Raw genomic sequence first — 15,493 nt, forward strand, 5'->3', positions numbered from 1 at the left:
CCGTCCACGTTTCTCTTTCTTCCGATGAAATTGTCAAACAGCGGCGGGCACGCCCGAAGGCCACCCCAAACGTCAAGCCCAGCGCATGAACGCCGGACGAGGGAGACGACGACACGCCCGGCAAACCCTGCCGGGACATGAACTCCTGAGACAAACTCGGAAGCGTCGAAACCCGCGGGCCGCTCATCAGCAGCGCCGCCGTCGATGAACGCTGTATAAGACACCCCACGGAGACCCGTCAACGCCGAAATTCACAAAACTGCAAAAATCCGAAGCACCCCAGCCGATGCCCGCCCAGGGCCTCCGCAGCCCCCGACAGGCAGCAGGGAATCGGCCCACCTCCCCTGCCCCGCCCCGATCGCCCTGCCCCGCGACCCGCCGGGGCGACGGCCGGCGGCCCGGAACGAGAAAAGGCGCCGCTCGTCGAGCGACGCCTTCATGGTCGTCCGGCCGGTCGCGACCCCGGCGGAGCCGCCCGCTCCCGAAGGCGCGAACGGCGACGAGCCGGGTGCTGTGGATTAGCCGGACACGCGGCCGAAGTCGGCGACGGCCTGCATGGTGCGCCGGAGAGCCGCGAGGAGGCGGAGGCGGTTCAGGCGCAGGGCCGGATCGTCGGCGTTGACCATGACGCGCTCGAAGAAGCTGTCGACCGGCGTCCGCAACGACGCCAGGGAGCGCATGGCTCCCTCGAAATCCTCGGCACCGGCGCGTTCCGCGACCTCGCCCTCGACGCGCGACAGGACGTGCGCGAGGTCGCACTCCTCGGCGTCGACGAGCAGGGACGCGTCGTGGAAGGCGTCGAAGGCCCCTGCCCCGTCGCGCTTCTCCTCGGCCTTGAGGATGTTGGCGGCGCGGCGATAGCCGGCGAGCAGGTTCCGGCCATCCTCCGTGTCGAGGAAGCGGCCGAGCGCCTCCACCCGGCGGACGATCAGCACGAGGTCGTCCTGGCCCGGCAGGGCGAAGACGGCGTCGATGAGGTCGTGCCGGGCTCCCTTGTCGCGCAGGTAGACCTTCAAGCGATCGGCGAAGAAGGCCATCAGCTCCACCGCCCGTCGATGCGCGATCTCGGCGGCCTCGATCCAGCGCGCGTCGAGCGTGGGCGACAGGTCCGTCGCGATGGCGATCGTGGCATTCAGCGCAGCGTCGCGGATGTAGCGCGACAGCAGTTCCCGCGCTTCCACGACGCGCCGGTCCTCGTCGGCGAAGGCCAGCGTCGTGAACACCAGCCCGTGCAACGTCAGCTCGTGGCGGAGCCGCAACCGCAGCCCGTTCTCGATCACGATGCGGATGGTGCCCAGGGCCGCGCGCCGCAGCGCGAAGGGGTCCTTGGAGCCGGTCGGCTTCTCGTCGATGGCCCAGAAGCCGATCAGCGTGTCGAGCTTGTCGGCCAGCGCCACCGCGATGGAAACCGGCTCGGTGGGCACGCGGTCCGAAGGCCCCTGCGGCCGGTAATGGTCCTCGAGCGCCGCCGCGACGGCCGGTGCCTCGCCCTGGGCCGCCGCGTAGTAGCGGCCCATCAGGCCCTGCAGTTCGGGGAACTCGCCGACCATCTCCGACACGAGGTCGGCCTTGGCCAGCAGGGCGGCGCGCTCGGCATCGGCGACGGGCGCGCCGACCTGCGGGGCGAGGTCGCGCGCCAGCGCGGCGATGCGGCGGACGCGGTCGCCCTGCGTGCCGAGCTTCTCGTGGAACACGATGTTGTCGAGCCTGGGCACGCGATCGGCGAGCTTCACGCCGAGGTCGGCGTCCCAGAAGAAGCGGGCGTCGGACAGGCGCGCCCGCACCACGCGCTCGTTCCCCGCCACGATGGCGGCGCCCCCGTCGGAGGCGAGGATGTTGGACACCAGCACGAAGCTGTCCGCCAGCGCGCCGCCGGGCCGCCGGGTGACGAAGCACTTCTGGTTGGCGCGGATCGTCGCCCGGATCACCTCGGGGGGGATGCGGAGGAAGGCGGGGTCGAAGCGGCCCATCATGACGACCGGCCACTCGACGAGGCCCGACACCTCGGCCAGCAGCGCATCGTCCTCCACCACTTCCAGCCCCGCCGCGAAGGCGAGGTCGCGGGCGTCGTGGCGGATGATGTCGGCGCGGCGGCCCGCGTCGAGCACCACCTTGGCGGCTTCCAGCGCCGGGACGTAGTCGTCGAAGCGCCGGACCCTGATCGGCGCCGGCGCCATGAAGCGGTGCCCGCGCGTCTCGTCGCCCGACGCGATGCCGCCGACCGCGAAGCGCACGATCTCCGGATCCTCGGTCTCGGCGCCGAAGACGCACAGGATGGACACGAGCGGCCGCACCCAGCGCAGCGTGTCGGGCTCGGACGAGGTCCGCCCCCAGCGCATGCTCTTGGGCCAGGGAAAGCCGCGGATCAGGCCGGGCATGAGGCCGGCGATCACCTCCGGGGTCGACAGCCCCGGCCGGTGGATGTGGGCCACGTAGGACGCGCCCTTCTTGTCCTCGACGACCTTGGCTTCGGCGATCGACGACAGGCCGGCGCTCTTCAGGAAGCCCGCGATCGCCGCCTCCGGAGCGCCGACGCGCGGGCCGCGCCGCTCCTCGTGGGTGTCGGGCTGGCGGGGCGGAAGGCCGGCCACCTGCAGGGCCAGACGCCGCGGCGTGACGAAGGCTTCGGCGCCCTCGTAGAGCAGGCCCGCCGCCACCAGCGCGTCGGTGACGAGGCGCTTCAGGTCGGAGCAGGCCGCCGCCTGCATGCGGGCGGGGATCTCTTCGGAGAACAGTTCGAGCAGCAGGTCGGGCATGGTTTCGCTTCGATGGGATCGGGGGACGGGCGGGCTTGGCGGGGCGTCAGGCCGCGCCGCCGCCTTCTGTCATCAGCCACGCCGCCCCGCAGGCCTTGGCGAGCTCGCGCACCCGCAGGATGTAGCTCTGCCGCTCGGTGACGGAGATGACGCCGCGCGCGTCGAGCAGGTTGAACAGGTGCGAGGCCTTGATGGTCTGGTCGTAGGCGGGCAGCGCCATGCGGTGGCGGCCGCCTTCCGCCTCGGCCGCGCCCTTCTCCAGGATGGCCCGGGCCTCCCCCTCGGCGTCCTTGAAGTGCCGGAACAGCAGCGCCGTGTCGGCATGTTCGAAGTTGAAGCGCGAATATTCCTGCTCGGCCTGCAGGAACACGTCGCCGTAGGAGATGCGCGCGTCGCCGTCGAGGCCGTTGAAGTTCAGGTCATAGACGTTCTCGACGCCCTGCACGTACATGGCGAGTCGCTCGAGCCCGTAGGTCAGCTCGCCCGACACGGGCGAGCATTCGACGCCGGCGACCTGCTGGAAGTAGGTGAACTGCGACACCTCCATCCCGTCGCACCAGCATTCCCAGCCGAGCCCCCAGGCGCCGAGCGTGGGGCTTTCCCAATCGTCCTCGACGAAACGGATGTCGTGGAGCGCGAGGTCGATGCCGATGGCGGCGAGGGACCGGAGGTACAGGTCCTGGAGGTCGGGCGGGGACGGCTTCAGGATGGCCTGGAACTGGTAGTAGTGCTGCAGCCGGTTCGGGTTCTCGCCGTAGCGGCCGTCCTTCGGGCGGCGCGACGGCTGCACGTAGGCGGCGCGCCAGGGCTTGGGACCCAGCGAGCGCAGCGTCGTCGCCGGGTGGAACGTGCCCGCCCCCACCTCCATGTCGTAGGGCTGGAGCACCACGCAGCCCTGGGCGGCCCAGAAGCGCTGCAGCGCCAGCAGGAGGCCCTGGAAGCTGCGGCGGGGGTCGAGCGCAGGATCCGTGACGGTGTCGGCGGCGAAGTCGGTCTGTGTCACCAGCGGGGCGTTCCGGTCGAAGAGGATGGCAGCGACGGCTGCCGGGCCGCAGTAGCACGCGCCGCCGCGGCACCGCCAGCGGAGCGCGACGCCCCGCCGGCCGCCGCGAAGCCCGTCGCTGGGCCGCGGGGGCGCTCCGCGTCGCCGCGCCGGCGATCGGCGAGGCTCCGGGGCGCGAAGCATCGGTTTTGCCTTGCCCGCCGTCCGGGTTCGGGCGAAGCCTCCGGGGTCGCGGCCGCCCAGGGGACCCTGTCGCCGGCCGGGGCCGCCGAGGCGACGGCCGCGGCGCGATCCCATCGAGGCCGACCCCGGCTCGGAACCGTCGAAGCCGAAAGCGCCGCATGATCCTCAAGCTGCTCGTCACCCGCCGTTTCGCGCCGCTGTTCTGGAGCCAGTTCTTTTCCGCCTTCAACGAGAACCTGGTCCGCAACATGCTGGCCATGATCATCCTGTTCAAGGTCGGGGCCGAGCGGGCGGGCCCCCTGGTCACCCTGGCGCTGGCGGCCTTCATCGCGCCGTCGCTCGTCCTGTCGGGGCTCGGCGGGCAGCTCGCCGACGGGCACGACAAGGCGCGGGTGGCGCGATGGCTGAAGCTCGCCGAGGTGGGCGTCCAGGTCGTCGCGGCGCTGGGCTACTGGTTCGACTCGATCGTCGCGCTCTACGCCGCGCTGCTGCTGCTCGGCCTCATCGCGACCCTGTACACGCCCATCAAATACGGGATCCTGCCCGATCACCTGCGGCGCGACGAGCTGACCGCCGGCAACGCGCTGGTCGAGGGCGCGGGGTTCGTCGCCATCCTGCTCGGCCTGGCGGCCGGCGGCCTCACCGGGCTCGAAGGCATCCCGAAGGAGCTCGTGGTCGCGGAGCTCGTCGTCGTCGCCCTGCTCTGCCTCGTGTCCACCTGGTACATCCCGGGGGCACCCTCCAAGGTGCCGGACCTCAGGATCGACCGCAACCTCTTCGGCTCCACCTTCTCGCTCATCGGCGACCTGCGCCGCGATCCCCGCATGTGGGTCGGCGCGCTCGGCTCGGGCTGGTTCTGGCTCAGCGGCTCGGTGGCGCTGGTCCTGGTCCCCGTCATCGTCAAGCAGCAGATCGGCGCCGGCGTCGAGGTCGAGACCGCCATCAGCCTGTTCTTCGCCGTCGGGGTCGGGGTCGGCGCGCTGCTGGCGGGCTGGCTGTGCCAGGGGCGCATCGTCCTGAAACACGCCCCCTGGTCGGTGGCCGCCATGGGGCTGTTCCTGCTCGACGCCGGGTGGACCACCGCGACGGCGGCCGACGCGACGGAGCGCGTGTCGCTGTCCGCCTTCCTGCACAGCGGCACGGGGCTCCGCCTCGTGATCGACCTGGTGGGGCTCGCCTGCGCGGGGGGCCTCTTCTCCGTGCCGGTGTTCTCCGCCGTGCAATCCTGGGCGGCGCCGGAACGGCGCGCCCGCGTGGTGGCCGGCGTGGGGGTGCTCAACGCCGTGATGATGATCGTCGGCGCGAGCGTCACGGCCCTGTTCCAGACGCCCTGGCTCGCGGTGCCGAATCCGGTCCTGCTCCTGGCCCTGGGCGTGGTGAACGTCGGCGCGGCGGTCTATTTCGGCCGCAACCTGCCCGATGCGGCGGCCGCCGCGGCGGCCTACATTCCCGTCGAAGCCGCGGCGCGCCCGGGCGAATAGGCCGGATCGCGATCGGGCGAGGCCGCCGATCGCGCGACCAGGCGGGCGACAGCCGTTCCGACCGATCACGACCACACAGGACGAGTGCCGATGCGCAGCGACCAGGGCCAGCCGGTCCGCCTTTCCGATTACCGCGTCCCCGACTACCTCGTCGATGCCGTGGCGCTCGACATCTCGCTCGACCGCACGGCCACCCGGGTCCGCTCGACGCTGCGGCTCCGGCCCAACCCGGAGGGGGTCGCGGGCGCGCCGCTCGACCTCGACGGCGACGAGCTCGTCGCGACCGCGCTCCGCCTCGACGGCGCGGCGCTCGACCTCGCTCTGGCGACGCCGGACCGGCTGACGATCGCGGCGCCGCCGGCCGGCCCCTTCGTGCTGGAGGTCGAGACCGTGATCGACCCCACGGCCAACACCAAGCTGATGGGGCTCTACCGGTCGGGCTCGGCCTATTGCACGCAATGCGAGGCGGAAGGCTTCCGCCGCATCACCTACTACCTCGACCGCCCGGACGTGCTGTCGGTCTTCACGACCCGCATCGAGGCCGAGCGGGACGACGCCCCCGTGCTGCTCGGCAACGGCAACCCGGTCGAGGCCGGCGCGGTCGAGGGCACGGGCCGGCATTACGCCGTGTGGCACGATCCCCACCCCAAGCCCTCCTACCTGTTCGCCGTGGTGAGCGGCCGCCTCGACGCCCTCCGGGGCGAGTTCACGACGAGCGAAGGCCGGCGCGTCGCCCTCGCCATCTGGGTCGAGCCCGGAAAGGTCGGCCAGGCCGGCTACGCCCTCGACGCGCTGAAGCGGTCGATGCGCTGGGACGAGGACGCGTTCGGCCGGGCGTACGACCTCGACGTCTTCAACGTCGTCGCCGTGTCGGACTTCAACATGGGCGCGATGGAGAACAAGGGGCTCAACGTCTTCAACGACAAATACGTGCTGGCTTCGCCCGAGCTCGCCACGGATGCGGACTACGCCGGCATCGAGACCGTCATCGCGCACGAATATTTCCATAACTGGACCGGCAACCGCATCACCTGCCGCGACTGGTTCCAGCTCAGCCTCAAGGAAGGCCTGACGGTCTTCCGCGACCAGGAGTTCTCGGCGGACCAGCGGTCCCGCCCGGTGAAGCGCATCGCCGACGTGCGGGTGCTCAGGGCGCGCCAGTTCGCCGAGGACGGCGGCCCGATGGCCCACAGCGTGCGGCCGGACAGCTATTCCGAGATCAACAACTTCTACACGGCGACGATCTACGAGAAAGGCGCCGAGATCATCCGCATGGTCCGCACCCTGGTGGGGCCCGATGCCTTCGCCCGTGGCCTGCAGCATTATTTCGACCGTTTCGACGGCACGGCTGCGACCGTCGAGGATTTCCTCGGCTGCTTCGCCGAAGCCTCGGGGCGCGACCTTGCCCCCTTCTTCCGCTGGTACGTCCAGGCCGGCACGCCGCGCGTGACGGCGCGGACGCATCACGACGCCGCGACCCGGACGCTGACGCTCGACCTCGCGCAGGACACCGCGCCGACGCCGGGTCAGGGCGAGAAGCTGCCCTTCGTGGTGCCGCTGCGGTTCGGCCTCGTGCTGCCGGACGGCGCCGAACAGCCGGTGCGCACCGGCGAGGACGACGGCCTGTCGGACGCCGAACTGGCGAACGACACGATCGAGCTCGCCACGGCCACCCGCCGCATCCGCTTCGAGGACGTCGAACCCGGCACGATCCCGTCGCTGCTGAGGGACTTCTCGGCGCCGGTGCGGCTCGTGACCGACGCCACGGACGCCGACCTCCTGACGCTGATGACGCACGACACCGACGCCTTCAACCGCTGGGACGCGGCGCAGACGGTGCTGTCGCGGCTGATCATCGCCCGCGTGCGCGACGGCGGCGGCGACCCCGAAGCGCTGCGGACGGTCTTCGCGGCCGTCGTCCGGACGGGCCGCCACGACCCCGCCTTCGCCGCCCAGGTGCTGGCGCTGCCGTCCGAAGGCGAGCTCGCCCGCGAGATCGGGCGCGACGTCGACCCCGACGCCGTGCACGCCGCCCGCGAAGCCGTGCGCGGGGCGGTGGGCCGGATGCTGGCGGCTGAGTTTCGCGCCGTGATCGCCGAGGGCGCCGCGGCGGGACCCTATGCGCCCGACGCGGCCGGCGCGGGCCGGCGCGCCTTCCGCAACGCGGCCCTGTCGCTGCTGGCGGCCGGCGACCCCGCGCTCGGCGCCGCGCAGGCCCGCGCCCAGTTCGACGGCGCGGACAACATGACCGACCGCGTCGCCGCCCTCGCGGTGCTGAGCCTCATCCCGGGCGAAGCGCGCGAGGCCGCCTTCGCGGCCTTCTACGAGCGCCACGCCGCCGAGCCGCTCGTCATCGATAAATGGTTCGCCCTGCAGGCCTCGATCCCGGAACGCTCGACCGTGGATCGCGTGAGGCGCCTCCTGGGCCATCCCGCTTTCACGCTCGGCGTGCCGAACCGGGTCTACGCGCTCCTGGGGGCCTTCGGCGCCAATCCCACGGAGTTCAACCGCCCGGACGGCGCGGGATACGACCTCGTCGCCGACGCCGTGGTCACGCTCGACGGCCGGAACCCGCAGGTGGCCGCGCGCCTGCTGGGCGCGTTCCGGTCATGGCGCCTGCTGGAACCGGGCCGCCGGGCCCTCGCCGAAGCGGCGCTGAAACGGATCGCCGCGGGCCCCGACCTGTCGGCCGACGTGAGGGAGATCACAAGCCGTTCTCTGGGCTGACGTTCTCGCGTCGGGCGCCGTTTCCGGGCGCCCGCAGCCCGTCGTCGCGAGCGGAAATCAAGCGGGATTTTCGATTCGTTCACAAATGTGTTTCTGGACAAATCAGGCCCCCTCGAACCACAGTGAGGCGGGTTCGGAGATGCGGCACATCCCCCGATCCAACGGTGTTTCGAGGGGGCGATCGATGGCGCGTGCGAACGCGGCTGGCGGATCCGCGCATGCGGGGACGTTGCAGGGGCTTGCCCGGGCGCTGACCCAACCGGGTCACCTCAGGATGGCGGAATACGAGCCCTGGCTGCGGCGCCTGGTGCCGCTGCTGGTTGCGGTCTTCATGACCGTGCTGGCCGTCGGCGCCGTGGTCCAATGCCGCGACGCGCGCGACCGCGCCGTCACCGACGCCGTGGGCGACCTCGAGATGGTGGCGGCCCTGGCGGCCGACCAGCTCGATGCCGCCCTGGCCCGCCAGCCCGGCGTGAAGCCCACGGAAGCGCTCGAGCGGCTGCTGCCCGGCCGCGCCCTGACGGGCGGCCGGCAGATCCTCATCTCCGACCTGTCCGGCCGCATCGTGGCGGCGGTGCCGTCGCTCGGTGCCCGCGGACGCCTGCTGTCCGACCTCCTCGGACCGGCGCAGCCCGTCACGGGATCGCCCGACAAGGCCGGCGTGATGCGCATCGACCTCGCCGACGGCGAGGACGTGCTGGCCGCCGTGCGCAAGCTGGGCGCGCCCTACGGCCAGATCGCCATCATCCACCCGGTCTCGGACCTGCTGTCCGACTGGCGCTCCGCCTCGTTCCGCTCGGGGTTCCTGCTCTTCTCGACCGCTTTCGTGCTGATCGTCATCGCGGTGGCCTACTTCTGGCAGACCAACCGCGCCGTCGAGGTCGAGGCCATCCACGCCCGCGTCCACAGCCGCATCGACACCGCGCTGAACCGGGGCCGCTGCGGGCTGTGGGATTGGGACCTCGCGCGGGGGCGCATCTACTGGTCCGCCTCCATGTACGCCATGCTCGACATGGAGGTGCGCTCCGAGTTCATGTCCTTCGGCGAGGTGAACGCGCTGGTGCACCCGCGCGACGGGGACCTGTCGCGCCTGGCCGAGATGGTGGCGTCGTCGCGTTCGAGCACGATCGACCACATGTTCCGCCTGCGCAACGGCCGCGGCGCCTATGTGTGGCTCCGCGCTCGGGCCGAGCTCGTGCGCGAGGGCGCGGATTCCGAGCTGCACCTCGTCGGGATCGCGGTCGACATTTCGGACGAGAAGCGGATGGCGGAACGCAGCGCCACCGCCGACGTGCGCCTGCGGGACGCCATCGAGGCGATTTCCGAAGCCTTCGTGCTGTGGGACGCGGACAACCGCCTCGTCACCTGCAATTCCAAGTTCCTGGCGCTGCACGAGCTCAAGCCCGACACAGTGCGGGTCGGCATGCCCTACGCGGCCCTCGTCGCCCACGCCACGCCGCCGCTCATCCAGACGCAGATCTCGCTCGGCGAAAGCCCGCGGGGCGGCGCCCGGACCTACGAGGCGCAGCTCGGCGACGGGCGCTGGCTCCAGATCAACGAGCGCCGCACCAAGGACGGCGGCTACGTGTCGGTCGGCACCGACATCACGGCGCTGAAGCGCCACGAGGAGCAGCTCATGGATTCCGAGCGGCGCCTGATGGCGACGATCGCGGACCTGCGGCGTTCCCGCCAGGCGCTGGAAACCCAGGCCCAGCAGCTGGCCGAACTGGCCGAACGCCACGCCGAGAAGCAGGCCGAGGCCGAATCCGCCAACCGCGCCAAGTCCGAGTTCCTGGCCAACATGAGCCACGAGCTGCGCACGCCGCTGAACGCCGTGATCGGCTTCTCGGAGCTGATGGAAGCCGAAACCTTCGGGCCGCTCGGCAACCGCAAATACGTCGACTACGCCGGCGACATCGCCACCAGCGGCCGCTACCTGCTGGCCGTCATCTCGGACGTGCTGGAGATGGCCCGGCTCGACTCGGGTCGCGTCCACATCGATCCGAAGCCCGTCGACGCGGCCGTCGCGCTGCGGACGGCCTTCGCCGACCTCGGGGGGGCCTCCTCGGCGAAGGCGGTCGCGCTCACGGCCGACGTGGCGCCCCGGACCGCGCTCCACGCCGACCCGCGAGCGCTGGACAAGATCCTGGCGGCGCTGATCGGCAATGCCGTCAAGTTCAGCCGCAACGGCGGACAAGTGGGCGTCCGCGTCCGGCCCGCCGCGGCCGGCACCAACCTGTTCATCGAGGACGAGGGCGTCGGCATCGCGCCCGAAACCCTCGCCCTGGTCGGGCGGCCCTTCACCCAGGCCGGCGCGACGATGCGGGACGGCATGAAGGGCTCGGGGCTCGGCCTCGCCATCGCGCGCTCCCTCGTCGAGATGCACGGCGGCTCGCTGCGCATCCGCTCGCTGGTCGGCCGGGGCACCATCGTGATGTTGCACCTGCCCGGCCCCGCGGCGGCCGGGCCGGCGCTCGTCCCCACCCTCCGGGACGCGCCGCGTGCCGCGGCCGCCCGGCACGCCGGCCGGCGTGCCGCGGAGCCTACGCGGGCGTCGGTGGCGTGACCGGCGAACCGCGGTCCGCCGCCCGCGGCGGCCTCATCGGCGCGTCGGCGGCTCCGCCATGAGAGCGTCGACGCGGGCCTGCTCGTCGGGATCGAGCGGGGCCGCACCGGTTCCGGGACGGCGACGGCGCCACAGGGCCATTCCGCCGAAGACCACGACCAGGGCCGGCGTGGCCCAGAGCAGCAGCGTGGCGCGCTCGAACGGCGGCTTCAGCAGCACGAAATCGCCGTAGCGCTGGACCAGGTAGGCCCGGATCTCGGCGTCGGTGTCGCCGGCCTTGAGGTGTTCGCGGACGATCAGCCTGAGGTCGCGCGCCAGGGGCGCGGCGGAATCGTCGATCGACTGGTTCTGGCACACGAGGCAGCGCAGACCCGACGACACGTCGCGGGCGCGGGCTTCGAGCCCGGCATCGGGAAGCACCTCGTCGGGCTCGACCGCGCGGGACGGCCCGGCGGCGAGGAGCGCCGCCATCAGCGCCACCGCGCCCAGGGTGCGGCGGCGCGTCATTCGGCGGGCACCGGCGGTCGCGGCCCGGCCGCGGCCGGGCGGGGGCGGCGGAAGGCGACGCCGATGCGCAGGCGGCGGTCCGACAGGGACAGCAGGCCGCCGAAGGCCATCACGAGCGCGCCGCCCCAGATAAGGGACACCAGCGGCTTCCAGAACATGCGCGTGTCGATCGTGCCGTCCGGATGCTGGTCGCCGAGGCTGACGTAGACCTGCCCCAGCCCGAGCGTGACGATGCCGGCCTCCGCCACCGTCTGCTGGCGCGTGGCGAAGAAGCGCTTGGCGGGCGTGATCTCGGCGACGACGCGACCCCCCTCCATCACCACCGCCTGGGCCAGGGTTTCGCTGTAGTTCGGGCCGGGGCGCGGCACCAGCGCCGTGATGGTGACGCTGTAGGGGCCGAGGTCGACCGGCTGGCCGGGATGGACGGCGGCGATGCGCTCGACGCCCCAGCCCGTGGCGGCAAGGCCGAGCAGCGTCACGCCCATGCCGGCGTGGGCGATGGCCGTGCCCCAGGCCGAGCGCGGCAGGCCGGCGGCCCGCTCGACCACGGTGCGCAACGGCATGGGACGGGGCCGGACGCGCAGCGCGACGTCGGACAGGGCGCCGACGATGATGTAGGCGGCGAGGCCGACGCCCAACGGCGCCAGCACCGGGCCGCCGCGCGTGACGGCGACCAGGACGACGGCGATCACCAGCCCGACCGTGAGGGCGACCATGAGCCGTTGCACGGCGCCGAGCAGGTCGCCCCGCTTCCACGCCAGCGCCGGCCCGAAGGGCATGACGAAGAGCAGCGGCACCATCAGTGGGCCGAAGGTGAGGTTGAAGAAGGGCGCTCCGACCGAGATCTTCTGGCCCGTGGTGGCTTCCAGCGCCAGCGGGTAGAGCGTGCCGACCAGCACGGTAGCGCAGCAGGCCGACAGGAACAGGTTGTTGAACACGAGCGAGCCTTCGCGCGACACCGGCGCGAAGATGCCCCCTACCCGCAGCATCGGCGCCCGCCAGGCATAGAGGGCGAAGGAGCCGCCGATGAACAGGGCCAGGATGAGCAGGATGAAGGTGCCGCGCGTCGGGTCGCTGGCGAAGGAGTGGACGGAGGTCAGCACGCCCGAGCGCACCAGGAAGGTGCCGAGCAACGACAGCGAGAAGGTCGTGATGGCGAGGAAGATGGTCCACACCTTCAGGGCTTCGCGCTTCTCCATGACGCTGGTGCAGTGGAGCAGCGCCGTGCCGGCGAGCCAGGGCATCAGCGACGCGTTCTCGACCGGGTCCCAGAACCAGAAGCCGCCCCAGCCCAGCGTGTAATAGGCCCAGTAGGAGCCCATCGCGATGCCGAGCGTCAGGAAGGTCCAGGCGAGCAACGCCCACGGCCGCACGAAGCGCGCCCAGCCGGCGTCGACCCGGCCGGTGATGAGCGCCGCGGCCGCGAAGGAGAACACGATCGAGAAGCCGACGTAGCCGAGGTAGAGCAGCGGAGGATGGATGGCGAGGCCGAGGTCCTGCAGGATCGGGTTGAGGTCGCGTCCCTCGATCGGCGGACGGGCCACGCGGGCGAAGGGGTCGCTGGTGAGGAGGATGAAGAGCAGGAACGCGGACGCGATCCAGCCCTGGACCGCCAGCGTGGCGGAGCGCAGCACCATCGGGATGCCGCGGCCGAAGCCCGCCACGGAGGCGCCGAACAGTGCCAGGATCAGCACCCACAGGAGCATCGACCCCTCGTGGTTGCCCCACACGCTGGCGATCTTGTAGACGAGCGGCTGCGTCGAATGGGTGTTCTCGACCACGTTGACCAGCGAGAAGTCGCTGACGACATGCGCCTCCGCCAGGCAGGCGAAGCTGTAGGCGACCAGGGCGAACTGGCCGATCGCGACCGGCACGGCCGTGCCCATCAGGGTCAGGTCGCGGCGGACCGAGCCCCACAGCGGCAGCGTGGATTGCACCAGCGCCAGTGCCAGCGCCAGCACGAGGGCGAAGTGGCCCGTTTCGATGAACATGCGGTGGGCCTCAGCGGATCGCCGGCACGGCCGAGGCCGACGCCGAGGCGGGAATGGCGGTCTCGGGTGCGGACAGGATCGGCGCCGCCGAAGCGGTGGCCCCGTCGGGCTGCCATTGGCCGCTCTTCTTCAACGCGTCGGCGACCTCGCGCGGCATGTAGCTCTCGTCGTGCTTGGCCAGAACGGAATCGGCGGTGAACTGGTTCGGCCCCGTCACGACGCCCTCGGCCACCACGCCCTGCCCTTCGCGGAACAGGTCCGGCAGGATGCCGGTGTAGCTGACGCGCACGTCGCGGGCCCTGTCGGTGACGGCGAAATGGACCGTCGCGTCGCCGACCCTGGCCAGCGACCCGGCCTCGACGAGGCCGCCGATGCGCAGCCGGGTGCCGAGCGCGGGGGCCTTCTGGGCGAACTCGGTGGGCCCATAGAAGAAGACCACGCTGTCGCGCAGGGCGAACAGCGTGAGGCCGGCGGCGACCGCCGCCACGCCGAGCGCCCCGGATACCAGGACGAGACGTTTCGTCTTGCGGCGCATGGCCTAGCTCTCCAAGCCGAGTTCATGGGCCAGCCGGTCGAGCTCGCCCGTCGCCTGCGGGTCGCCCGCCAGGGCCCGCCGCGCGTCCGCCAGGGCCTTCACGGCCTTGTCCTGCTCGCCCAGCACGCGATAGGCGCGCACGAGGCGGAGCCAGCCGGCGCCGTCCTGCCCGTTCTCGGCGAGGCGCGCCGCGAGCCCGTCGACCATGCCGCGGATCGCCGCCTGCTGCTGGCCGGCCGGCAGCGACGCGATGGCGGCGGCGCCCGCCGGCATGCCCGGCAGGGGTCCCCTCGCCGCGGCACCTGCCGGGTCCGGCGCGGGTCCGGTCGCCCGTGCGACGGCGGCGCCGCCCCGGGCCGGGGCGCCGTCGAGCTCGGCCACGCGCTCGCGGACGATCTTGGTGTAGGGGGCCTCGGGCGGAGCTTCGCGGATCAACGCTTCCCAGGTCGCGCGGGCCTTGGCCTTGTCGCCGTCCTGGAGGGACGCGAGGCCCTCGAAGAACCGCGCCTGCGGCAGCACCGGGTCGTCCTTCAAGGCGGCGTCGAACACCTGCCGGGCGTCGCCGGTGACGACGCCGTCGGCCTGCATCACCAGCGCCTGGCCGAGTTCGGCTTCGCGGGACGGGGAGCGGCCGCGCACGCGGATGATGTCCCGGTAGGTGCGCACCGCGTCGTCGAACCGGCCCATCTTCATGTAGACCGGCGCCATGATCTCGAGCCCGCGGCCGTCGTTCGGGTCGGACGCGAGGTGGGCCTCGATCTTGGCGATGGCGGTGGCGAAATCGGTCTGGCCCGTTTCGCGGGCGGCCAGGGGCGCGTCGGGCTGGCCCGGGTGTCCCACCTCGGCGTAGAGCCCGGCCGCCACCGCCACCACCAGGGCGCCGGCCGCTGCGGCCGTGGCGACCCGGCGACGGGGCGCCCCGGGCGCGCGGCCCGTGGTCTCGGAGGCCTGGATCAGGCGCCGCCCGAGTTCGGCACGGGTGGCCGCGACGTCGGCGGGACGCAGGATCCCGCGGTCGACGTCGGACGCCAGCTCACGAAGCTGGTCCCGGTAGAAAGCCGTGTCGGTCGCGCCCTCGGCAGCCGCTTCGCGCGGGCGGAGCAGCGGCCAGGACACGCAGAGGACCGCGGCGGCGGCCATGAAGGCGAAGGCTAACCAGACCATGCCTTTCTTTTAGCGCTTCCTCAGCGAGGCGGAAACGCAAAAACGGGCGGGGTGCTCAAGAGGTCACATGCCAGTTGCCGTCGAGGTCGCGGCAGCCCGTGCCCTTGCCGACCTGCGGACGCCCCCCGAAGAAGATCGTCGCCGTGAAGCTGCGGCATTCGGCCGGGGCGCCGTCGGCGGGGATGGCGGTCGAGGCGGCCGAGGTCGGGCCGGGCACCACGAACCCGTAGACGCCGTGGTCGCCCTTCCAGCTGCGGCGTTCGCCCGACGCGACCGCGCCGTCCTCGGCGGCGAGGGCCGCCTTGCGGTCCGCCTCGGGCAGCTTGGCGCCGGCCGCACCGCCGAGGAAGCCGCCGTAGTTCACCGGCACGGGAAGCGGTGCCGCTTCGACGGCCGCGACCGGCGCGACGCCCGGGGCGGGCATCGACAGCGAAGCGAGGCTCGCCCCGCCCGTGCCCGTCGTCGAACAGCCGGCGAGCGACGATGCGCTCGCCAGCGCCGCGGCGGCGAGCGCCGCCCCCTTCACGATCCCCGCCATGCTGGCCATGCCGTCCCGGTCCCCTCGATCCGCCGCAAAACG

At 72.3% G+C, this 15,493-nt stretch carries 10 protein-coding genes; 3 read left to right on the plus strand and 7 right to left on the minus strand.

The window, feature by feature from the left end:
* Window positions 1-518 precede the first annotated feature (518 nt).
* Window positions 519-2,756: a glycine--tRNA ligase subunit beta gene (gene glyS, locus D3273_RS12715; RefSeq protein WP_129227097.1), complete on the minus strand. Its 2,238-nt coding sequence runs from the start codon at window positions 2,754-2,756 to the stop codon at window positions 519-521.
* Window positions 2,757-2,802: 46 nt separating this feature from the next.
* Complete coding sequence (locus D3273_RS12720; RefSeq protein ID WP_129227099.1) at window positions 2,803-3,759, minus strand: glycine--tRNA ligase subunit alpha; 957 nt, start codon at window positions 3,757-3,759, stop codon at window positions 2,803-2,805.
* A 341-nt stretch (window positions 3,760-4,100) separates the two neighbouring features.
* Between D3273_RS12720 and D3273_RS12725 the strand changes: the two genes are divergently transcribed.
* The 3 genes from D3273_RS12725 to D3273_RS12735 all read left to right on the plus strand — a co-directional run bounded on the left by D3273_RS12725 (window position 4,101) and on the right by D3273_RS12735 (window position 10,716).
* Entirely contained in the window at window positions 4,101-5,423 is a 1,323-nt protein-coding gene (locus tag D3273_RS12725) for an MFS transporter (RefSeq protein ID WP_129227101.1), read from the plus strand.
* A gap of 90 nt (window positions 5,424-5,513) precedes the next feature.
* Complete coding sequence (gene pepN / locus D3273_RS12730) at window positions 5,514-8,150, plus strand: aminopeptidase N (RefSeq protein ID WP_129227103.1); 2,637 nt, start codon at window positions 5,514-5,516, stop codon at window positions 8,148-8,150.
* A 274-nt stretch (window positions 8,151-8,424) separates the two neighbouring features.
* On the plus strand, window positions 8,425-10,716 hold the full coding sequence (locus D3273_RS12735; protein ID WP_245501147.1) for a sensor histidine kinase: 2,292 nt from the start codon (window positions 8,425-8,427) through the stop codon (window positions 10,714-10,716).
* A gap of 33 nt (window positions 10,717-10,749) precedes the next feature.
* Here D3273_RS12735 and D3273_RS12740 read toward each other — a convergent pair whose 3' ends face one another.
* The 5 genes from D3273_RS12740 to D3273_RS12760 are packed head-to-tail and all read right to left on the minus strand — an operon-like array spanning window position 10,750 to window position 15,460.
* On the minus strand, window positions 10,750-11,223 hold the full coding sequence (locus tag D3273_RS12740; protein ID WP_129227107.1) for a cytochrome c-type biogenesis protein: 474 nt from the start codon (window positions 11,221-11,223) through the stop codon (window positions 10,750-10,752).
* On the minus strand, window positions 11,220-13,214 hold the full coding sequence (locus D3273_RS12745) for a heme lyase CcmF/NrfE family subunit (protein ID WP_129227109.1): 1,995 nt from the start codon (window positions 13,212-13,214) through the stop codon (window positions 11,220-11,222). Before D3273_RS12745 ends, D3273_RS12740 begins: the two co-directional genes overlap by 4 nt.
* Window positions 13,215-13,224: 10 nt before the next feature.
* Window positions 13,225-13,749 (minus strand): cytochrome c maturation protein CcmE, encoded by a 525-nt coding sequence (ccmE, locus tag D3273_RS12750; protein WP_129227111.1) that lies wholly within the window; start codon window positions 13,747-13,749, stop codon window positions 13,225-13,227.
* A 3-nt stretch (window positions 13,750-13,752) separates the two neighbouring features.
* Window positions 13,753-14,913, minus strand: a complete 1,161-nt coding sequence (gene ccmI / locus D3273_RS12755) for a c-type cytochrome biogenesis protein CcmI (protein WP_129227113.1) — start codon at window positions 14,911-14,913, stop codon at window positions 13,753-13,755.
* 55 nt (window positions 14,914-14,968) lie between these two features.
* Window positions 14,969-15,460: a hypothetical protein gene (locus tag D3273_RS12760; protein ID WP_129227115.1), complete on the minus strand. Its 492-nt coding sequence runs from the start codon at window positions 15,458-15,460 to the stop codon at window positions 14,969-14,971.
* Between the last annotated feature and the right edge of the window lie 33 nt (window positions 15,461-15,493).

Origin of the sequence: Lichenibacterium minor (genome assembly GCF_004137685.1) — a bacterium.
GTDB classification, from domain to species: Bacteria; Pseudomonadota; Alphaproteobacteria; order Rhizobiales; family Beijerinckiaceae; genus Lichenihabitans; species Lichenihabitans minor.